Below are 18447 nucleotides of genomic sequence, written 5' to 3'. Positions count from 1 at the left end.
GCAACCGGACCCACCCCGCCATCCCACGGAATGCACGCTGTTGCTGTGCTGTTGCTGTTGCCGTAGCGGGTGCCGGGTGCAACCCGGCCCAAGCCCCCCTTCCCCATACCCCGCCGAATGGGTATACAGTCGACCCGTACCGGCATCGTGCCGGAATGAACCCTGGGAGGGGACCATGCGCAAGACCTTCAAGACCCTGCTGCTGGCGCTGCCGCTGTGCCTGGCCGCGCTCTCCGCGCAGGCCGCCGACAGTGCCGCCGGCCGCTGGAAGACCATCGACGACAAGACCGGCAAGGTGAAGTCGATCGTCGAGATCAGCCAGGCCGCCAACGGCACGCTGTCCGGCAAGGTGGTCGAGATCCTGCACTCGGACAAGGGCCCGAACCCGGTCTGCGATGGTTGCGAGGGCGCCAACAAGAACAAGCCGGTGAAGGGCATGACCATCCTCTGGAACCTGAGCCAGGACAAGGGCACCACCAGCAAGTGGTCCGGTGGCACCATCCTCGACCCGGCCAACGGCAAGACCTACCGCTCGAAGATCGAGCTGCAGCCGGGCGGCGGCAAGCTGGACGTGTCCGGCTGCATCGCCTTCATCTGCCGCGCGCAGACCTGGGTCCGCGAGTAAGCGTCACGGCCCCGGCAATGCCCTGGTGACCCGGCTCCGGCCGGGTCACCGCGTTGCGGGCATGCGATAATCCCCGGTTCCCCCTGGCTGCACCCCGTGACCATGACCCGTACCGCGCTCGTCACCACCGCCCTGCCCTACGCCAACGGCCCGCTGCACCTGGGCCACCTGGTCGGCTACATCCAGGCTGACATCTGGGTGCGGGCGCGTCGAATGAGTGGCGGCAAGGCCTGGTTCGTGTGCGCCGACGACACCCACGGCACGCCGATCATGCTGGCTGCGGAAAAGGCCGGGGTCACCCCGGAAACCTTCATCGCCAACATCCAGGCCAGCCACGAGCGCGATTTCGCCGCCTTTGGCGTCGCCTTCGACCATTACGACTCGACCAACTCCGCCGCCAACAAGGCGCTGACCGAAGCGTTCTACCTGAAGCTGGAAGCGGCCGGCCACATCAGCCGCCGTTCGGTGGCGCAGTTCTACGACCCGGCCAAGGGCATGTTCCTGCCCGACCGCTACGTCAAGGGCATCTGCCCGAACTGCGGCAGCGCCGACCAGTACGGCGACAACTGCGAGGTCTGCGGCGCCACCTATGCGCCGACCGACCTGAAGGAGCCGCGCTCGGTGATCTCCGGGGCCACCCCGGAAATGCGCGATTCGGAGCACTTCTTCTTCGAGGTCGGCCATTTCGACGGCTTCCTGCGCGACTGGCTGGCCGGCGATGTCGCCCTGCCGGGCGTGAAGGCCAAGCTGGGTGAATGGCTCAACGCCGAAGGCGGCCTGCGTGCGTGGGACATCTCGCGCGATGCGCCGTACTTCGGTTTCGAGATTCCCGGCCAGCCGGGCAAGTATTTCTACGTCTGGCTGGACGCGCCGATCGGCTACCTGTCCAGCTTCCAGACCCTGTGCAGCAGGATCGGCGAGGATTTCGAAGCGCATCTGCGCGCCGGCAGCAGCACCGAGCTGCATCATTTCCTCGGCAAGGACATCGTCAATTTCCATGGCCTGTTCTGGCCGGCAGTGCTGCACGGCACCGGCCACCGCGCGCCGACCCGCCTGCACGTCAACGGCTACCTGACCGTCGATGGCGCGAAGATGAGCAAGTCGCGCGGCACCTTCGTGATGGCGCGTACGTTCCTCGATGCCGGCCTGGAGCCGGAGGCACTGCGTTACTACTTCGCCGCCAAGTCCGGTGGTGGCGTCGACGACCTCGACCTGAACCTGGGCGACTTCATCGCGCGCGTCAACGCCGATCTGGTCGGCAAGTTCGTCAACCTCGCCAGCCGCTGCGCCGGTTTCATCAGCAAGCGCTTCGATGGCCAGTTGGCCGCGCAGCTGCCCGACGCGGCGCAGTACCAGCGCTTCGTCGATGGCCTGGCGCCGATCCGTGAGGCGTACGAGCGCAACGACCCGGCCGCGGCGATCCGCCTGACCATGACCCTGGCCGACGAAGCCAACCGCTACATCGACGACGTCAAGCCGTGGGTGATCGCCAAGCAGGAAGGCGCCGATGCGCAGCTGCAGGCGGTCTGCAGCCAGGGCCTGAACCTGTTCCGCGTACTGGTCACCGCCCTGAAGCCGGTGCTGCCGGCCACCGCCGCGCAGGCCGAGGCCTTCCTGGCCGCGCCGGTGAATGACTGGACCGAGCTGGCGCAGCCGCTGCTGGGCCACCGCATCACCGACTACACCCCGCTGTTCACCCGTATCGACCCGAAGAAGATTGACGCCATGATCGACGCCTCCAAGGACACCCTGACCACCCCCGCCCCCGCTGCCAAGGTTGAAGCAAGCAAGCCTGCCGCACCGGTAGTGGCCAAGGACGAAGCAAAGAGCGCCGACGCGCCGGCCTACATCGGCATCGACGACTTCGCCAAGCTCGACCTGCGCATCGGCAAGGTGCTGGTGTGCGAGTTCGTGGAAGGCTCGGACAAGCTGCTGCGTTTCGAACTGGATGCCGGCGACCTCGGCAAGCGCCAGATCTTCTCCGGCATCCGCGCCAGCTACGGCGAGCCGGAAGCGCTGGTCGGCCGCAGCGTGGTGTTCATCGCCAACCTGGCACCGCGCAAGATGCGCTTCGGCCTGAGCGAAGGCATGATCCTGTCGGCCGGTTTCGATGGCGGCGCGCTGGCGCTGCTGGACGCCGACAGCGGCGCGCAGCCGGGCATGCCGGTTCGTTGATGCAGTACGGGCGCGGCCCTGGCCGCGCCCGGTCATGAGCACCGCGAAGGGAGGTACCGTGATGGGAGATGCTGCGTTGGAACTGGCGCTGTTCGACTTCGACCACACTGTCACCACCTGCGACACCTATGGCCGCTTCCTGCGCCGGGTCGCCACCGCCGAACAGCTGGCACAGGCCTGGTGGAAAGTCGGCCCGTGGCTGCTGGCCTACAAGCTGAAACTGATCTCCGCCGAGCGCATCCGCGCACGGGTGACCCGGTTGACCTTCAGCGAGCGCCACGCCGATGACATCGAGACGCTGGCTGCGGGCTTCTCCCGCGAGTTCCTGCCCGATGTCGTGCGACCGGAAATGCTGGAGCAGATCCGTTGGCACAAGGAGCAGCAGCACACCGTGGTGGTGGTGTCCGGTTCACTGGACCTGTACCTGCGGCCGTGGTGCGAACAACTGGGCCTGCAGCTGATCTGCAATCGACTGGAAAGCGAAAGCGGACGCCTGACCGGCCGCTACGCCGGTGGCGATTGTGGTCCGCGCAAGGTCGAGCACATCCGCCGCCAGTTCGACCTGTCACGCTACACACGCATCCATGCCTACGGTGACAGCGCGGAGGATCGCCCGATGCTGGCCCTGGCGCACGAGCGCTGGTACCGCGGCAAACCCCTGAAGTAACCCAACGCGCAGCCTTCGCCACGCATGAGCCTGATTCCGCCCCTGACCGAACGCCTGGACCGCTTGCTGCCGCAGACCCAATGCGGGCAATGCGGTTACGACGGCTGTCGCCCGTATGCGCAGGCGATGGCACGTGGCGAGGCAGGCGTGGATCGTTGTCCGCCCGGCGGCGATGCCGGTGCGCGGGCGTTGGCGCAGGTGCTGGGTGTGCCGGCGTTGCCGTTCGATCGCAGCCGGGGCGAGCACAAGCCGCCGCAGGTGGCGTTGATCGTGGAGGCTGACTGCATCGGTTGCACCAAGTGCATACAGGCGTGCCCGGTGGATGCGATCGTCGGCGGGGCGAAGTACATGCACACGGTGATTGCCGATCTGTGCACGGGGTGCGAGTTGTGTATTCCACCGTGCCCGGTGGATTGCATCGAGCTGGTGTTGGTGTAGGTTTTTTTTTGCGACGCCGCGGCGTCGCGTTGTGCTGAGAGCAGCAGCAACAGCAACGGCAACGGCAACGGCAACGGCAACGGCAACGGCTGGGAGCATCGGCTGCCTGGGCTTCAGGATCTGGGCGGGTGGGCGGAGGCAAGCGGGACACGCCGTGAACCCATCCATGGGGGCTCGATGGCGCCTTGCTCGTGTGCGCTATCCTGCGCACACGGCAAGACCTGGGTTGGGCGTCCTGCCCAACCCGCCAGGCGCATGCGCCTGGCCCATGGCGCCAACGGTCCCGCTTGCCCCCGCCCACCAGCCCCTGACAGATATCCGTGGCGGACGGTCGAGCAACTGCAATGCTATGGCTGGGGTGTTGGTGGGTGCGGACCTTGGTCCGCACTATCTGTCCGATGTCATGAACCCTCGTCGCAATCGACCTTTACCGTGCACGCTGGCAACTGCCGAATCAGGATGTCTGTCGCAGATTGCTCGATCATTCGCCCCCCCCTGCGCCAGCTGCGCTTGAGGCCCTTCAACAGCATGCAAAAATGCTGAAAGCGTCTTGATGGTGCGAGCAATGCAACTCGTCTGATTGGCATTGCGCAGCAGCAGGTTTACAGATGATGAGCCACCGAAAAAAGGTGGCCGGGCTTCGAAAACCCGCTTTGTCGAACGTTGTTTACGCTTGCCAGCCGGTGTCACCTTGCGTGGCGCCGGCTGGCAATCCGTCTGCCGGCTATGGCGGGCGGGGCGTGGGGGCCTTCGGGCCAGCCGGAGCGTTCGACACCGGTTTTCGAGCCACGTCTCCGTCCGCCACCTTTGAGTGGCGGCTACCGTCTGTCCTGCACGGAGCCTTGCCATGAACGCATCGGATTTCCCCCATCTGCACGCCTACCTCGGCCCGGCAGACGCCGACGAGGACACGGAACCGTCGCCATCGCTTGATCCCACCACGCTGGTTGCGACCCTGCGACGCATCGGTACCGGCGCCGCCGCTGACGGTCAGCCGTGGCCGGAGCGGTATCAACTTCCCAGCCGGTGCATGGCGCTGGCCGATGCCGATTGCGCGCTGGCCGGGCTGCGCGTGGTGCAGGAGGTCCTGCTGGCCGCCGAACGCACCCGGCAGAACGGCGCGCCGGAGGAGTACGTCGGCGACCGGGTCATGGAAGGCCTGATGCTGGCCTGCCTGGCCTTGTGCACGCAGGCAAGCACACGACTGCAGCCGCAGCTGTAACGGATGTTGCAGCGTCTGCCCCCCCGGCAAACGGGGTCAGATCCCTTTTCCGGAGCAAATGGGATCTGACCCCTGTCCGGTCATTACGGCACTGCCGCCGTAACGATGATCTCGACCTTCCATTCGGCGTGCGCAAGCTTGGCTTCAACCGTGGCACGGGCCGGTGTCGCGCCCTCCACCACCCACTCGTCCCACGCCTTGTTCATGCCCTCGAAATCGGCCATGTCGGCCAGGAAGATCTCCGCACGCAGCACGTGCTGGCGGTCACTGGCCACCAGCGCCAGCAGCTTGTCGATCTCGGCCAGCACCTGCCGGGTCTGGCCGGTGATGTCCTGGCTGGTGTCTTCCGGAATCTGGCCGGAAAGGTAGGCGACCTTGTTGTACACGGTCATCTCGGACATGCGCGGTCCGACGTCGTAACGCTCCATCATGGGCGTGGCTCCTGCGGGTGGTCTGGACTGCATTCTCACCCAGCCGGCGTTGGAAGTGTGTGCCCGGTGCGGCCACTGGATACCGCCACCACCAGCACAGCGGCAGTGCTGGTCAAACGGCGTGGACAGGCGCACGATGCGCCACGCCTGCGTTGACACCGCCCTCGCCCTTTCTGACGCACCCTTGCGCCGATGACCGCACCCACCGATTCCACTGCCTCCCCTTCCACACCGACCTGGAAGCGGGTCGTCACCATCGTCGTCCCGCTGCTGATCCTCGCGCTGGCCCTGCATGGGCTGGCCGGCGAATTCGACGAGCATGGCTACCGCGCCATCCGCCAGGCCTTCCGCGAGCTCAGCGCTGCGCAGATCGCGCTGACCGTGCTGCTCGGCCTGGCCAGCTACGCCTGCCTGATCGGCTTCGATGCGATCGGCCTGCGCCGCAGTGGCATCCGCGTGCACCCGGCACGGATCGGCATCACCGCCTTCCTCGCCCACACTCTGGGCCAGACCGTGGGCTTTGCCGCCCTCACCGGCGGCGCAGTGCGCCTGCGCGGCTACCGCAGCGCCGGCCTGGACCTGGCGCAGATCGGCCAGGTGGTGCTGATGAGCACGCTCGGCTTCATCTTCGGCGCGTGGCTGCTGATCGGCGTTGCGCTGTGCATGGAGCCGGCCGCTGCCGCGCTTGCGCTGCCGCTGGACCCCGGCGCGGTGCGCGTGGTCGGCATCGTCGCGCTGCTCGCCTATGCGGCCACCTTCGTCCTGGTCGGCCGCAACGGTCGCCAGTTCCGCATCTTCGGCCATGGCCTGTGGCTGCCCGACCGGCGCACCATGCTCGGGGTCACCGTGTTGAGCGTGGTTGAACTGGTCCTGGCCAGTGCCGCGTTCTATGTGCTGCTGCCCGATTCCACGCCGACCGGCCTGCCCGGTTTCGTCGGCCTGTATCTGGTGGCCGTGCTGGCCGGCCTGGTGTCGACGGTACCGGCCGGCCTTGGCGTGTTCGAGTGGAGCCTGCTGAAGCTGCTGCCGCAGGTGGCGCCGGCTGCAGTACTGGCGGCGGCATTGATCTACCGCGTCAGCTACTACGTGCTGCCGCTGCTGCTGGCCACCGTGCTGGCCCTGGCGCCCGCGCTGCGGCAGCCGCTGCAGGCCAGCGCAGGTGCCACCCGCGCCGGCTGGTACGCGCTGCGTCCGTGGTTGCCGCAGATCATCGCGCTGGCCGCCTTCAGTGTCGGTGCCGCGCTGGTCATCGACGGCACCCTGCCCACACCGCGACGGCACCTGATCAATGCCTCGCTGCCGATCCTGGAAACCTCGCACCTGATCGGCAGCCTGGCCGGCGTCGCCCTGCTGCTGATCGGCCAGGGCCTGGCCCGCCGCAGCCACGCGGCCTGGATGCTGGCGATGGCGATCTGCGTGATCGCACCGCTGCCGATCTGGCTGCGCGGTGGCCAACCGCTGATCGCCTTGTCGGCATTACTGGTGGCGATGGCGCTGTGGGCGGCGCGGCGCGAGTTCTATCGCCAGGGCGCGCTGCTGGACGAAGCCTGGTCGTGGCCATGGCTGCGCAACCTCGGCCTGGTGCTGGTGGCGGTGACGTGGCTGCTGTTCTTCACTTACAGCCACGTCGAATACCAGAACGAGCTGTGGTGGCAGTTCGCCGTGTCCGGCAATGCGCCGCGCGCGCTGCGTGCACTGCTGCTGGTGGCGATGGCGCTGGTGATGTTCGGCCTGGCGCGGCTGCTGCACAGCACGCGCAGCCCGCTGCCGCCTGCCGACGACGCAACCCTGCAGGCGCTGGCACCGGTGCTGGCCGGCGCCACCGACACCCAGGCCTGCCTGGTGCTGACTGCCGACAAGGCGGTGCTGCGCGATGAGCAGCACAAGGGCTTTGTGATGATGCAGCGCTACGGCGGCTCGCTGATCGCGATGGGCGATCCGGTCGGGCCACCGGAGGTGGCGCGCGCACTGATCTGGCGCTTCCGCGAAGAAGCCGACCGGCTCGGACTGCGCCCGGTGTTCTACCAGGTGGGTGAGGCGTATTGGCAGACCTATCTCGATCTCGGCCTGGGCCTGGTCAAGCTGGGCGAAGAGGCCATGGTGCCGCTGCACGACTTCGGTCTGGAAGGCCGCGAGCGTGCCGACCTGCGGCAAGCCTGGAACCGCGGCAAGCGCGGCGGGCTGTCCTTCCGCGTAGCACCGGCGGAAGAGATCCCTGCCCTGCTGCCACGCCTGCATGCGATTTCCAACGCCTGGCTGGAGGACAAGTCAGGCGACGAGAAAGGCTTCTCGCTGGGCAGCTACGACCCGGACTATCTCGTGCGTTTCCCGATCGCCCTGGTCGAAGCTGAAGGCCGGATCGTGGCCTTTGCCAACCTGTGGCAGGCACCGGCGGGCGCCGAACTGTCGGTGGATCTGATGCGCCACGTCAGCGACGCGCCGAAGGGCACGATGGATTTCCTGTTCATCGAGTTGTTCCTGTGGGGCCGCGCGCAGGGCTATGCACGGTTCTCGCTGGGCATGGCACCGCTGTCCGGCCTGGCCCAGCACCGCCTGGCCGGTCGCTGGAACCGCCTGGCCGGCCTGCTCGCACGACACGGCGAGCGCTTCTATGGCTTCAGCGGCCTGCGCAGGTTCAAGTCGAAGTTCGATCCGCAGTGGCGACCGCGCTACCTGGCCGCGCCCGGCGGCATGCACCTGCCGGCTGCACTGCTGGATGCCACGCGGCTGATCTCGCTGGACCCGCGGCGCAACTGACGCCCCGATCCGCCGGGCATGGCCCGGCGCCACCTGATGGATCGTCCGCACGGGTAGCGCCGGGCCATGCCCGGCGGTGGTTCCATGAGGCCGATTACACGCCGCCCTTGAGGATCACCTCGGCCAGGCGATCGTAGTCACCGCCGAAGTGATGGTCACCCGGCAATTTGACCTTGTGCACGCCGTCGTTGCCCGGCAGATCGGGGCACAGCGCATCCTCGTCCTTGTCGCCGTACACGCACAGGGTCCTGTCCGCCGGCAGCTTCGCCACTTCCGGCGCGATCGGCAGGCCGCCGCCACCGCCGCCCAGCCAGTTGCTGACATGGAATTCAAAGTCGGCGTTCCTGCCCACCGACAGCAGCACGATGCGCTCTAGGCCAGCGCGGGTGCCTGCATCAAGCTGGTTGATGGTGGCTGGCAGCACGTCGGCGCCCTGCGAGAAACCGATCAGCATCACCTTGTCGCGCTGCCATTGCTGGCGGTAGTGGCCGATGATCTTCTGCAGATCGACAGCGAATCCCTGCGGCGTGCGTTCGCTCCAGAAATAACGCAGCGAATCGATGCCAACCACCGCCACGCCATGTTCGGCCAGGGCGCCGGCCACGTCCTTGTCCAGGCCGGCCCAGCCGCCATCGCCGGAAACGAACACCGCCAACGTGTCACCGCTGCCCTGCGCCGGCACTTCCACTACCGGCAGCCCCTTCAGGGCATCCGGCGGCGGTGCCAGCGCGACCCCGGCCTGTGCGCCGATCACCCGCGCGGCGGCCACCAGCCCCGGTGTCGCATCGCCAGCGGCGGTGCGCTTGAATTCACGCGCCATTGCAACCTGCTGCACGAACGGGCCAGCGCTGTTGGTCGAACACCCCGGCGCGCCGGCCGCGTTCAACCACGGGAAATTCAGTTCGCTGGGCTGCAGGCGGTCGTGCTTCACGCCATCACCGCAGACCATGCGCTCGTGCACATGTGCCGGGCAGAATCCCGAGGTCAGCAGGCCGGCAAAGACCTGGGTGTCGGCCTGCGCTGCCAGCGCATAGGCCAGTTCGGCGCCTTCGCCGCTGCCGCCGACCAACGGCAGGTGATACCCCGGCAGATGCAGGAACGCCTGTACCCAACGCGAGAAATTCTCGACATCGCCCGCGCCGAACGCGCAGCTGCTGTTGCCTTCGCGCTTGAGCACGCCACGCAGGTGGGCCACATCCACCGATGCGACCAGTGCACCATCGGCGCGCAGCGCTTCAATCGGCATGCGGCTGTCATCGGCATCGGCGCCGTCATGGAACCAGATCACCACCCGTTGCGGTGCCCCGGCCGGAACATGCACCGGCACCTGATCGAAACGTCCATGGCTGACCTGCTGCACTGACGCCACCGCTGGCACCGCCGCCAGCGCCAACACCAGTCCCATCGCCCTGCCCAGCCCTGCACGCATCGTTTCGCATCCCGTTGGAATGCGCACACGATACGCCGCTGCTGCGTGCACGGCACGTACCGGTACAGGCGCCCTGCAATCGGGCAGGTGGTTGATTCAGCGGGTGCCGGCGGCACGCCCGCGGCGATACAGCGCCAGCGCCAACCACAGCAGCCAGCCGACGATCACCGCGATCACCAGTTTCTGCCCCAGCCCACGCGGTGGGCCACCGCGCCACAGCACGTGTACCCACAGCAGCACGAAGGCCAGCCAGGCCCAGCCCCACAACAGCGCCGCACTGCCCCGCCAGCCTGGCTCGCGGCGCAGGTACCAGGCCTGCAGCAGCATGCCGACGCTGGCGCACAGGAAGGCGGTATTGGCGGCCAGGCCGTGGATCAACGGCGCCAGCAACGGCGTTGCCGCAGGCAGCCAGCTGTCACCGATGGCGACGGTGGCCAGGCCAACGGCAGCCACGCAGAACAACAGCGGTGCCGCTGCGCTGCGCCGCGGCCCCACGCTGTGCCGATACAACGCGATACCGAGCACGGCGATGGCCAGTGCCAGCAGGCAGTAGGCGCTGCGTAGCGCCAGGCCCCACGGCCCATGCAGGTACAGGCTCAAGGTGGCCTTCACCCAATCCAGGTCGGCCCGCGCGAACTGCGTCCACAACGCGGTCACCACGAACAACAGCAGTGCCACCAGCGCCAGCGTCGCGGCCGGACGGGCCCGCGTCATGGGCCAGCGTCCGGATGCCGTGCCTGCCACTCAGCCAGCGCCTTGCGGTAACGCTGCAGCTCCTCGGTGTACAGGTCGAGCACGCACAACGGGCAGCCACTGCCGCAGCACTCGTTGGGACCGGGTTCTTCCGGCGGCAGCGGACGGGGATCGGCAGGAGTATCGGAGACGGTCACGGCTGCAAACAACACCACGCAATGGCAGGTGGGTAGTGTAGCGGCGCGCTCAGGCGCCCAGTTGGCGGCGCAGGTTGGCTCGCGCGGCGGCATCAAGCTGCTGGTCGAAAAAGTCGCTGAGGAAGATCCGCGGCGCGCGCAGCAGCCCCTGCAGGAAGCGGCGGCGTCCGGCGCGGTACAGGAAGCCCGGCACCACGCCTTTGTACTCTTCGGCCACGCCGCGGTCATACGCGGCAAACACCTCCTCGGGTGCCGCCAGGATCGCCATGTCGCAGTCGAGGAACAGCGCCGCTTCGGCATCGACATCGGCCGGGCCCAGCTCGCCATGGCGGGCGGTGAGCAGGATCAACTGCTCGACCCGGCTGGCATCGACCGATGCGAGCTCGGGCCAGTCTGCGATCGCCTGCAGGGCCAGCGCGGCCGACCTGGCCTCGTTGTCCTTGCGGCCGGCCTGGTAGATCGCATCGTGGTACAGCACTGCCAGATAAACCTCGGCCGGCTGCTGCCAGCCCGGACCTGCAGCCACCTCCTGGCAATGCTGCAGCACCGCGCGCACATGGCCGAAGTGGTGGTAGGCGCGCGGTGGCGTCGCATAGGCATCCTGCAGTGCCTGCCAATGCGCGGGAGCGAGAGTCAGCGGGGCGAAGTCCATGCAGGGATGATCCCGCCCTTGGCACCGCCGGGCAAGCTGGCTGTTTTTTCACCAGCCACTCACATCCCGTGCCGGGCAAGGGCGTAGGACAGTTGTCCACAGGTTTGTCGCGTGCTGGTCCACACCGGCTGTGGACGAAGCGCAGCGCTGACCGCCGGTGGATGCGGACCGCCACGCCCGGGTCTACACTGGCCGCAGGCGGGAGCGCCCGCCGCTGCCGGAAACCGTCATGCGCCGTCTTGCCGCCCGATGCTTTCTCCTGCCACTGCTCGCGCTCGGCGCGCCAGCCCTGTCCGCGCAGGATGCTCCAGCCGCTGCGCCCGCCATCCCGACCATCTCCACCGTAAAGGTCACCGCCGCCAGCGTGCCGACACCCGAACAGGTGCTCGCGATCCCGCCGGCGATGCGCGAGATGCTGCAGAAGCAGGTGATCAGCCGCAGCTACTCGCGCGACCAGCGCCTGCAGGCGCTGGTGGAAATGATCTTCAGCCAGCACGGCCTGGACCTGCAGTACGACGCCGATGCGACCTACACCGTCAGCGAGATCTGGCAGCACCAGCGCGCCAACTGCCTCGCCTTCACCCTGCTGTTCGTCACCCTCGCCCGTGAGGCCGGCATCCAGGCGCGGGTGCAGGAAGTCGGCCAGGTGGTGTCGTGGTACCAGGACCAGGACCAAGGCGTTGTCTACAACGTCGGGCACGTCAACGCCGGCGTGGATGTCGGTGGCCGCTACGGTACGGTCGACCTGGACCGCAACGTGCTGTACGACCGCCACGGGCCGCAACCGATTGGCCGCGAACGGGCGCTGGCGCACTACTACAACAACCGGGGCGCGGAGCAGCTGGCCGATGGCGACCTGAGCGGAGCACGTGCCTTCTTCGATGCCGCGCTGGCGCAGGATCCGGAGTTCGCCTCGACATGGAACAACATCGGCGTGCTCGACAACCGCCTGGGCGATGACCAGGCGGCCCGCACGGCGCTGGACACGGCACTGCGCCTGGACGGACGCCAGAGTGCAGCGCTGAACAACGCCAGTGCGCTCTATCGCAAACTGGGCATGACGGCGCAGGCGGAAGCCATGCAGAAGAAGCTGCAGTCGGTGCAGCGCGAGGACCCGTTCGCGCAGTACATGCAGGGTGCCCAGGCCGAACGCGCTGGCGACCTGGACAAGGCGATCACGTACTACCGGCGGGCGGTGCGCCTGTACGACACCGCGCACCAGTTCCACTTCGGCCTGGCGCGGGTGTATTTCCTGACGGGCCGGCTGCAGCGTGCGGACCGCGAACTGCTGCGGGCGCAGGAACTGGGCGGATCAACGCAGCAGGCACGCTACCAGGCCAAGCTGGACAGCCTGGCCCGCTGGCGTGCGCAGCAGGCCAAGCGCTGAGGCGCGATCAGGCCTTCTTGAGGAAGCAGGTCTTCAGCACCAGGCCCTTGATCTTGTCCGAGTTGCCCTCGATGTGCTCGGCATCGTCTTCGACCAGGCGGATGTTGCGGATCACGGTGCCCTGCTTGAGCGGGATTGAGGAGCCCTTGACCTTCAGGTCCTTGATCACGGTGACGGTGTCGCCGGTCTGCAGGGCATTGCCGTTGCTGTCACGCACGACCAGGGTCGAACCGGTACCTTCTTCGGCCGTCCACTCGAAGCCGCAGTCGGCGCAGATCCACAGCGCGCCATCGGCATAGGTGTTTTCCAGGGTGCACTGCGGGCAGGCGGGAACAGAAGACATTGCAAGTACCTCAAAATGAATCAACAGCGGCCATTGTAACCGCCCTGCCTTTTCGTTCATTTTTCGACGTCGGTCCGGACCGGACCTCGCCCCGCCCCGCCCGAGGCAGGCACCGGAACTTGCAGCGCGCGGCAAACTCCAGCAGAGTGCGCGGCCCCTGATCGTCCCCGGACCTCCCCATGCGCCTCGGCATCGACTTCGGTACCAGCAACTCCGCCGCCGCCATCGTGCGTGATGGGAAGCTGCTGCCGATCCGCTTCGGCGAGGCCGAGCAGTTCCGCACCAGCGTGTACTTCCCCGGCGTGGTGCCCGACCCGGACGATTTCCAGCTCGACGCCGGGCAGGAACACGAACTGCAGCAGCTGATCGACAGCGCCGCCCGTGCAGCCCGCGCCGCTGGCCAGGAGCGCACGCCACAGGCCCTGCGCCGCGAGGCACTGCGCGCCCTGCGCCGGGAATGGATGGAGGCTCGCGCCGGAAAGGAACGCAGCGCCAGCGACCTGCTGCAGAACGCCGTCTATGGCGACGACGCGCTGGAAGCGTATTTCGAGGAGCACGAAGGCAACCTCGTGCAGAGCCCGAAGTCCATGCTCGGCTACAACCTGCACCCACGCGCGCGGCAGACCATCACCGGCATTGCCGCGCACATCCTCGAACACATCCGCTTGACCGCCAGCGCCCAGCTCGGCCAGCCGCTGCGCAGCGCCCTGCTCGGCCGCCCGGTGCAGTTCCGCAGCTCGATCGGCGAGGCCGGCAACGACCAGGCCCTGGACATCCTGCGCGAAGCGGCCGGCCAAGCCGGATTCGACCACATCGATTTCCTTGAAGAGCCTGCCGCCGCAGCGATGCATTACCACGCTGAAAGCCGCGATCGCCATCAGGCGGTGATCGTCGATATCGGCGGCGGCACCACCGATATCGCGCACGCCGAAGTGGGCGGCAGCCAGGCCCCGCGCATCCACCGTGCCTGGGGTATTGCCCGCGGCGGCACCGATATCGACCTGGCCCTGAGCCTGTCCGGCTACATGCCGCTGTTCGGCCGCGGCATCACCCGCGTGCCCACCCACCACTACGTGGAAGCGGCCACCGTGCAGGACATGACCCGCCAGCGCGAGTTCCGCCAGCACAACTACGACAACGTCGACGCGCCGTGGGGCGCGCGCCTGCAGGCGCTGCAGGACACCGGCAACACCGCCCGCCTGTACCGCGATGTCGAGCGCGCCAAGATCGCCCTCAGCGGTGCCAGCGAACACCGCAGCACGCTGGATTACATCGCCCGCGACCTGCACGTGGACAACAGCGCCGACGGCCTGGCCGCCGCCGCCCATGGCTACCTGAGCCAGATCCGCGAACTGCTGTCCCAGGTCCGCAGCGACATCGGCGGCGACCCTGACGCGGTGTTCCTGACCGGCGGCATGTCCCGCGCCGGCTACCTGCGGCAGGCCGCTGCCGAGGCGTTCCCGGGCGCCCGGATGGTGCACGGCGAGCCCTCGTTGGGGGTCGTCCAGGGCCTCGCGCTGGCGGCAGCCAGCCGGGATTAACAAAACGTTACGCGGTCTGAGCTACGCTTGGCCGGCTAGAAAACCGCTGCACCTTCCGCTGGCCTCGCCGGTGTGTGTACCCATGGTGCAGCCTGACCCGCCCAGCGGGTCTGGCGACCATGCCCTCTGGCTCGATCATGGTCCGCGTATTACCCGAGCCGCCATCGAGACCCGCTTTGGGCACCCGCCAGGCCCCTGTGGCCGTACAACCTGACGCTGAACCAGCACCCATCGACTGCCGCCGTTGTGACGCGGTCTGTTGCCGGTTGCCGGTGCTGCTGCAGCCCGGCGACCACGTGCCTGGCCAGTTCCTGTCGCGCGATGCACACGGCCGTGCCGTGATGGCGCGCAACGAGGAAGGCTGGTGCGCGGCGATCGATCCGTATCACCTGCGCTGCACGATCTATTCGCAGCGCCCGGCGATCTGCCGCCAGTTTTCGATGGGCGGCGACGACTGCCGCCGCGAGCGGCAGGACTACCTGCGCCAGGCTGAATCCTGCGCGCTTTCCTCCCCTTCCACCTGACAGGAGCAACCATGCCCCGCAAGGCAAAGACCCCCGCGAAGGCCAGCAACAGCATCCGCAGCGAACGCAAGGGCGCATCCGCCAGCACCGTGGTCAACAGCGACTCGATCGCCTCCGACCTGGCCGCGTTCCGCAAGAGCGGTGGCAAGATTGAAGTTCTCGGTACCACCTGGGCGCTGAAGAAAGCCAGCTGACCCTCCCCCGACCGCGGCGGCGCTGCCGCCGCGGCCTGCCGGGCCGCGCTCAGCGGTCCAGGCGCACCTGCACACTACCCGAGTGCGACTGCACGCGGATATCGCCGTCGCCGCTGCCCAGCCGCGCATCCAGGCTGCTGCCCGGCCCATAGCGCGGCCGCTCCACCTTGCCGGCGTCGCTGTTGATCGACCCGCTGAAGCTGTTCACTGACAGCTGCGCCGACACCGTGCGCGGCAGGCGCAGGCTGACCGAGGCACTGACCGACTCGACGTTGATGCGCCCGCCTGGTGCCAAGGCGGTCGCCGACAGGTCGATGCCTCCGGATACCGTCTCCACCACCAGGCGCTGGATGCGACCGGCATCGACGCCTACCCGGCCAGACACCGTCTGCGCCCCGATCTCACCGGAAACGCCCCCACCGGCCTCGATCCGGCCGCTGACCGTGTTCACGTCCAGCCGCGGGGTCTGCAACCGCGCAGTGACATTGCCGCTGACCGTATTGAGCACGCTGTCGCCACTACGACCGGCGGCGGCAAGGTTGCCACTGACAGTGTCGGCCTGCAGCCGCCGCACGTCCACGCCACTGATGTCCTGGTCGGCACTGACCGTGCTCAGCAGCAGCTCCACCGAGCGCGGCACGTTGAGGGTCAAGGTGGCGCCGCCATTGTTGCCGCGTCGCGGATACTCGATTTCCCAGCGCACCCGGTTGGCACTCTTTTCCTGGCGCAGCTGCAGGCCGTCGCTGAGCGTGCCGGTGAGCTGCACGTCATTGCGGTCCCAGCCGCGTACAGTCACCTTGCCAGCGACGTTGCTCAGTTCAATGCGGCCGCCTGCAGCAACATTGTGGCGTTCATCGACGCGTGTATCGGCCAGCGCCATGGCGGGCACCAGCAGCAGGGCCGCGCAGAAAGGGGAAAGGGTTCGCATCGGGGGGTCTCCTCAGGTTGTCAGACCGGAGGCGGCCTGGGCCGCCTGCCGGGTCAGTTCGAGCCGCAGCGCATAGGTCCGCTTGAGCTGTCCAAGCAGGTGCGGCGCACGCGGGTCCTGCGCCATCGCGGCGCGGATCTGTTCCGCGCTGCGATCCAGTTCATGCAGCGCGGGCTGCCACTCCGGCGCAGTGCCATCAGGCAGCGACGCCACTGCCTGCCGGTACTGTTCGGTCATCGCATCGGCCTGCAGCTGCAGGCCGCTGGGTGCAGGCAGCGACTCGGGCGCGTGCCGCCACGGCGCCACCGCGTAGAGCGCGAGGCTGGCTGCCAACGCCGCGCCAACCGGCAGCCACCAGCGTCGACGGGTGCGCAGTGGCAAGGCCACCACGTTGTCCACCGGCGGCTGCACGGCAACCGGCTCGCGGGGTGGCAACCGCGCCGACAGGCGTTCCCAGCCATCGGCCGGTGCGCTGCGTTCCGCGGGAAGGGCGCGCAGGCGCGCCAGCAGGTCGTGATCGGGGTCGTGCGTACTCATGTCATGTCTCCCAGGCGCGCGCGCAGCAGGCCACGCGCGCGATGCAGCTGTGCTTTGGAACTGCCGACCGCCATCTGCAGCTGGCCGGCGATTTCATGGTGTTTCCAGCCTTCGATATCGTGCAGCACCAAGACCGCACGCGCGCGCGGCGGCAGGGTCGCCAACGCGCGTTCCAGGTCGCGTTCGGTGCCGGCGCAGCCGTCATGCACCGCCATCTCCGGCAGCCCACCGTCCACGTCGTCCAGGCTGTCATGGTCATGCCCGGCGGCACGACCGCGCAGTTCCATCAGCGCGGCGTTCACTCCCAACCGATGCAGCCAGGTCGACAGGCTGCTCTCGAAACGGAAGCCGGGCAGTGCCTTCCATGCCTGCAGGAACGCTTCCTGCAGTGCATCCTCGGCACGCGCCTGCTGCCCGCCACACAGCCGCCACAGGGTGGCAAACACCCGCGGCGCATGCTGCCGATACAGCTGTTCATAGGCAGCGGTATCGCCGGCCGCCGCTGCACGTACCAAGGCGGTTTCGTCGACGACGTCGTTGGCGGCAGGCGGCGCGGGCATGGTGGTGTCGAGCATATCCGTTGGATGCGGCCTGCCGGAAAAAGGTTTAGATCTTCCGGAGCGCTTTTCGGTTGCAACCTTTTCGCGCCTGGCTGCATCCATCACAGGTCCCCCGCAGGCCTGCCCGGCCAGGAGCCTCCCATGTCCAGCCCTTCCTGCGCCGCCCTGCTGGCGATCGCGGCCTGCATGCTGCTGCAGGCGTTCGACGTTTCCCTGCACTGGCGTGCCGAAAGCGGCCGCGCCTGCCTGCAGCAGCACAAACAGGACCTTGTCTGCCTTGCCTGGGCACAGGCGGTCGAAACGTCGACACGCGCCGGGTAACATCAAGCCCCGTTTCCGTCACACGTTGTCGCCCCATGATGTTGTCGCTGAAGGACCACCTGCCCGCCTGGACCCACCCCTGGCTGCATGACATCGGGATCGCCCTGCAGATCCTGATCACCCTGCTCGCCGCCTGGCTGCTTCGGGTGCTGGCGCGGCGCCTGATCCGCCGCTTCGCCGACCACTACACGCTGCCGCCGGAAATGGTGATGGGCGCGCGCCGGATCACCAGCTTCGTGGTCTATTTCAGCGCGGTGCTGTACATCCTCAGCCTGCTCGGCGCATCGCCCTCGGTGCTGTGGACGGCCTTCACCGGTTTCGCTGCGGTGGGCGCGGTGGCGTTCTTCGCGGCCTGGAGCGTGCTGTCCAACATCTTCTGCACGCTGCTGATCTTCACCACGCGACCGTTCCGCCTGCATGACTACATCGAAGTGCTGGAGAACGGCGAAAAGCCCGGGCTGAAGGGCCGGGTGATCGACGTGAACCTGATCTACACCACGCTGCAGGAAACCGGCAACGGCCACGAGGGCACGGTGCTGCAGTTGCCGAACAACCTGTTCTTCCAGCGCACGGTGCGGCGCTGGCGCGACCCGACGCAGGCGCCCGGCGGCATCCAGGGCGACGGCTGAGGGGGTGTTCGGCAGGGCTGCGCCCTGCACCCGCAGAGGCTGTAGTGCCGGCCGCTGGCCGGCAACCTCATCAGCAACAGCAACAGCGGCATTCCTGTGGGATGGCGGGGTGGGGCCGGTGGCAGGGGCCGCTGCAAGTACGTCCATGTAAGCTCGGTCGCCGCATCCATGCGGCTCACGCCCCTGCCACCGGCCCC

General features: G+C 67.9%; 21 protein-coding genes. 12 read left to right on the top strand and 9 right to left on the bottom strand.

The genetic code is table 11. The features are described 5' to 3' along the window. Positions 1-175 precede the first annotated feature (175 nt). The 5 genes from M2299_RS16705 (at position 176) to M2299_RS16685 (ending at position 5127) form a co-directional block, all read left to right on the top strand. The gene (locus M2299_RS16705) at positions 176-625 is read left to right on the top strand and encodes a DUF2147 domain-containing protein (RefSeq protein WP_025879086.1); all 450 of its coding nucleotides are present in this window, start codon (positions 176-178) and stop codon (positions 623-625) included. A gap of 102 nt (positions 626-727) precedes the next feature. Further along, a complete protein-coding gene (metG, locus tag M2299_RS16700) occupies positions 728-2800 on the top strand; it encodes a methionine--tRNA ligase (RefSeq protein ID WP_280884707.1) in 2073 nt (690 codons plus the stop codon). A 76-nt stretch (positions 2801-2876) separates the two neighbouring features. Further along, positions 2877-3467 carry an HAD family hydrolase gene (locus tag M2299_RS16695; protein WP_025879084.1) on the top strand — a complete coding sequence of 197 codons (591 nt, stop codon included), beginning with the start codon at positions 2877-2879 and terminating at the stop codon, positions 3465-3467. 24 nt (positions 3468-3491) lie between these two features. Next, positions 3492-3905 carry an Rnf electron transport complex subunit RnfB gene (rnfB, locus tag M2299_RS16690; protein ID WP_032952130.1) on the top strand — a complete coding sequence of 138 codons (414 nt, stop codon included), beginning with the start codon at positions 3492-3494 and terminating at the stop codon, positions 3903-3905. An 847-nt stretch (positions 3906-4752) separates the two neighbouring features. Continuing rightward, on the top strand, positions 4753-5127 hold the full coding sequence (locus M2299_RS16685; RefSeq protein ID WP_280884706.1) for a hypothetical protein: 375 nt from the start codon (positions 4753-4755) through the stop codon (positions 5125-5127). Between the two features lie 83 nt (positions 5128-5210). Here the strand turns inward: M2299_RS16685 and M2299_RS16680 are convergent, their stop codons facing one another. After that, the gene (locus tag M2299_RS16680; RefSeq protein ID WP_025879081.1) at positions 5211-5558 is read right to left on the bottom strand and encodes a RidA family protein; all 348 of its coding nucleotides are present in this window, start codon (positions 5556-5558) and stop codon (positions 5211-5213) included. A gap of 192 nt (positions 5559-5750) precedes the next feature. Here M2299_RS16680 and mprF point away from each other — a divergent pair, with 192 nt between their 5' ends. Further along, the gene (gene mprF, locus M2299_RS16675) at positions 5751-8315 is read left to right on the top strand and encodes a bifunctional lysylphosphatidylglycerol flippase/synthetase MprF (RefSeq protein WP_032977132.1); all 2565 of its coding nucleotides are present in this window, start codon (positions 5751-5753) and stop codon (positions 8313-8315) included. A 94-nt stretch (positions 8316-8409) separates the two neighbouring features. Here mprF and M2299_RS16670 read toward each other — a convergent pair whose 3' ends face one another. The 4 genes from M2299_RS16670 to M2299_RS16655 form a co-directional block, all read right to left on the bottom strand. Then, entirely contained in the window at positions 8410-9744 is a 1335-nt protein-coding gene (locus M2299_RS16670) for an AcvB/VirJ family lysyl-phosphatidylglycerol hydrolase (protein WP_279323983.1), read from the bottom strand. Between the two features lie 96 nt (positions 9745-9840). Then, positions 9841-10458 (bottom strand): DUF998 domain-containing protein, encoded by a 618-nt coding sequence (locus M2299_RS16665; protein ID WP_099843254.1) that lies wholly within the window; start codon positions 10456-10458, stop codon positions 9841-9843. After that, positions 10455-10634 (bottom strand): oxidoreductase-like domain-containing protein, encoded by a 180-nt coding sequence (locus M2299_RS16660; RefSeq protein ID WP_099844378.1) that lies wholly within the window; start codon positions 10632-10634, stop codon positions 10455-10457. Before M2299_RS16660 ends, M2299_RS16665 begins: the two co-directional genes overlap by 4 nt. Positions 10635-10683: 49 nt before the next feature. Next, positions 10684-11286: a hypothetical protein gene (locus M2299_RS16655; RefSeq protein WP_099843256.1), complete on the bottom strand. Its 603-nt coding sequence runs from the start codon at positions 11284-11286 to the stop codon at positions 10684-10686. Positions 11287-11515: 229 nt separating this feature from the next. On the opposite strand from M2299_RS16655, the gene M2299_RS16650 reads away from it, so the two are divergent. Further along, complete coding sequence (locus M2299_RS16650) at positions 11516-12673, top strand: transglutaminase domain-containing protein (RefSeq protein ID WP_099784996.1); 1158 nt, start codon at positions 11516-11518, stop codon at positions 12671-12673. A 7-nt stretch (positions 12674-12680) separates the two neighbouring features. Here M2299_RS16650 and M2299_RS16645 read toward each other — a convergent pair whose 3' ends face one another. Then, positions 12681-13016: a zinc ribbon domain-containing protein YjdM gene (locus tag M2299_RS16645; RefSeq protein ID WP_280884705.1), complete on the bottom strand. Its 336-nt coding sequence runs from the start codon at positions 13014-13016 to the stop codon at positions 12681-12683. Between the two features lie 179 nt (positions 13017-13195). Here M2299_RS16645 and M2299_RS16640 point away from each other — a divergent pair, with 179 nt between their 5' ends. The 3 genes from M2299_RS16640 (at position 13196) to M2299_RS16630 (ending at position 15275) form a co-directional block, all read left to right on the top strand. Further along, entirely contained in the window at positions 13196-14557 is a 1362-nt protein-coding gene (locus M2299_RS16640) for an Hsp70 family protein (RefSeq protein WP_223486228.1), read from the top strand. A gap of 230 nt (positions 14558-14787) precedes the next feature. Beyond that, positions 14788-15081: a YkgJ family cysteine cluster protein gene (locus M2299_RS16635; RefSeq protein WP_051501656.1), complete on the top strand. Its 294-nt coding sequence runs from the start codon at positions 14788-14790 to the stop codon at positions 15079-15081. A gap of 11 nt (positions 15082-15092) precedes the next feature. Continuing rightward, positions 15093-15275, top strand: a complete 183-nt coding sequence (locus tag M2299_RS16630) for a hypothetical protein (protein WP_025879072.1) — start codon at positions 15093-15095, stop codon at positions 15273-15275. Positions 15276-15324: 49 nt separating this feature from the next. On the opposite strand, the gene M2299_RS16625 is transcribed toward M2299_RS16630, so the two are convergent. Genes M2299_RS16625 through M2299_RS16615 form a run of 3 tightly spaced genes read right to left on the bottom strand, consistent with a single transcriptional unit; the run spans position 15325 to position 17315 of the window. Beyond that, positions 15325-16203, bottom strand: coding sequence for a DUF4097 family beta strand repeat-containing protein (locus tag M2299_RS16625; RefSeq protein ID WP_100436749.1), 879 nt, complete (start codon positions 16201-16203; stop codon positions 15325-15327). Between the two features lie 12 nt (positions 16204-16215). Next, positions 16216-16740: a hypothetical protein gene (locus tag M2299_RS16620; protein ID WP_099784998.1), complete on the bottom strand. Its 525-nt coding sequence runs from the start codon at positions 16738-16740 to the stop codon at positions 16216-16218. Beyond that, on the bottom strand, positions 16737-17315 hold the full coding sequence (locus M2299_RS16615; protein WP_032977116.1) for an RNA polymerase sigma factor: 579 nt from the start codon (positions 17313-17315) through the stop codon (positions 16737-16739). The genes M2299_RS16620 and M2299_RS16615 overlap by 4 nt, the downstream gene beginning before the upstream one ends. Before the next feature lie 126 nt (positions 17316-17441). Between M2299_RS16615 and M2299_RS16610 the strand changes: the two genes are divergently transcribed. Further along, positions 17442-17621 (top strand): hypothetical protein, encoded by a 180-nt coding sequence (locus tag M2299_RS16610; RefSeq protein WP_032977115.1) that lies wholly within the window; start codon positions 17442-17444, stop codon positions 17619-17621. 35 nt (positions 17622-17656) lie between these two features. Beyond that, positions 17657-18250: a mechanosensitive ion channel family protein gene (locus M2299_RS16605; RefSeq protein ID WP_025879067.1), complete on the top strand. Its 594-nt coding sequence runs from the start codon at positions 17657-17659 to the stop codon at positions 18248-18250. Positions 18251-18447: the final 197 nt, after the last annotated feature.

Source organism: Stenotrophomonas sp. 1278 (genome assembly GCF_029892765.1).
Lineage (GTDB): Bacteria > Pseudomonadota > Gammaproteobacteria > Xanthomonadales > Xanthomonadaceae > Stenotrophomonas > Stenotrophomonas indicatrix.
Note: the sequence above shows the minus strand (reverse complement) of the source record. Positions and strands in the feature narration are given on the sequence as shown.

What these genes read in the sequence shown, in the direction of transcription:
- M2299_RS16705 (WP_025879086.1), top strand. Translation starts at nt 176, where the DNA reads ATGCGCAAGACCTTCAAGACCCTGCTGCTGGCGCTGCCGCTGTGCCTG.
- metG (WP_280884707.1), top strand. Translation starts at nt 728, where the DNA reads ATGACCCGTACCGCGCTCGTCACCACCGCCCTGCCCTACGCCAACGGC.
- rnfB (WP_032952130.1), top strand. Translation starts at nt 3,492, where the DNA reads ATGAGCCTGATTCCGCCCCTGACCGAACGCCTGGACCGCTTGCTGCCG.
- M2299_RS16685 (WP_280884706.1), top strand. Translation starts at nt 4,753, where the DNA reads ATGAACGCATCGGATTTCCCCCATCTGCACGCCTACCTCGGCCCGGCA.
- M2299_RS16680 (WP_025879081.1), bottom strand. Translation starts at nt 5,558, where the DNA reads ATGATGGAGCGTTACGACGTCGGACCGCGCATGTCCGAGATGACCGTG.
- mprF (WP_032977132.1), top strand. Translation starts at nt 5,751, where the DNA reads ATGACCGCACCCACCGATTCCACTGCCTCCCCTTCCACACCGACCTGG.
- M2299_RS16670 (WP_279323983.1), bottom strand. Translation starts at nt 9,744, where the DNA reads ATGCGTGCAGGGCTGGGCAGGGCGATGGGACTGGTGTTGGCGCTGGCG.
- M2299_RS16665 (WP_099843254.1), bottom strand. Translation starts at nt 10,458, where the DNA reads ATGACGCGGGCCCGTCCGGCCGCGACGCTGGCGCTGGTGGCACTGCTG.
- M2299_RS16655 (WP_099843256.1), bottom strand. Translation starts at nt 11,286, where the DNA reads ATGGACTTCGCCCCGCTGACTCTCGCTCCCGCGCATTGGCAGGCACTG.
- M2299_RS16650 (WP_099784996.1), top strand. Translation starts at nt 11,516, where the DNA reads ATGCGCCGTCTTGCCGCCCGATGCTTTCTCCTGCCACTGCTCGCGCTC.
- M2299_RS16645 (WP_280884705.1), bottom strand. Translation starts at nt 13,016, where the DNA reads ATGTCTTCTGTTCCCGCCTGCCCGCAGTGCACCCTGGAAAACACCTAT.
- M2299_RS16640 (WP_223486228.1), top strand. Translation starts at nt 13,196, where the DNA reads ATGCGCCTCGGCATCGACTTCGGTACCAGCAACTCCGCCGCCGCCATC.
- M2299_RS16630 (WP_025879072.1), top strand. Translation starts at nt 15,093, where the DNA reads ATGCCCCGCAAGGCAAAGACCCCCGCGAAGGCCAGCAACAGCATCCGC.
- M2299_RS16625 (WP_100436749.1), bottom strand. Translation starts at nt 16,203, where the DNA reads ATGCGAACCCTTTCCCCTTTCTGCGCGGCCCTGCTGCTGGTGCCCGCC.
- M2299_RS16620 (WP_099784998.1), bottom strand. Translation starts at nt 16,740, where the DNA reads ATGAGTACGCACGACCCCGATCACGACCTGCTGGCGCGCCTGCGCGCC.
- M2299_RS16615 (WP_032977116.1), bottom strand. Translation starts at nt 17,315, where the DNA reads ATGCTCGACACCACCATGCCCGCGCCGCCTGCCGCCAACGACGTCGTC.
- M2299_RS16610 (WP_032977115.1), top strand. Translation starts at nt 17,442, where the DNA reads ATGTCCAGCCCTTCCTGCGCCGCCCTGCTGGCGATCGCGGCCTGCATG.
- M2299_RS16605 (WP_025879067.1), top strand. Translation starts at nt 17,657, where the DNA reads ATGATGTTGTCGCTGAAGGACCACCTGCCCGCCTGGACCCACCCCTGG.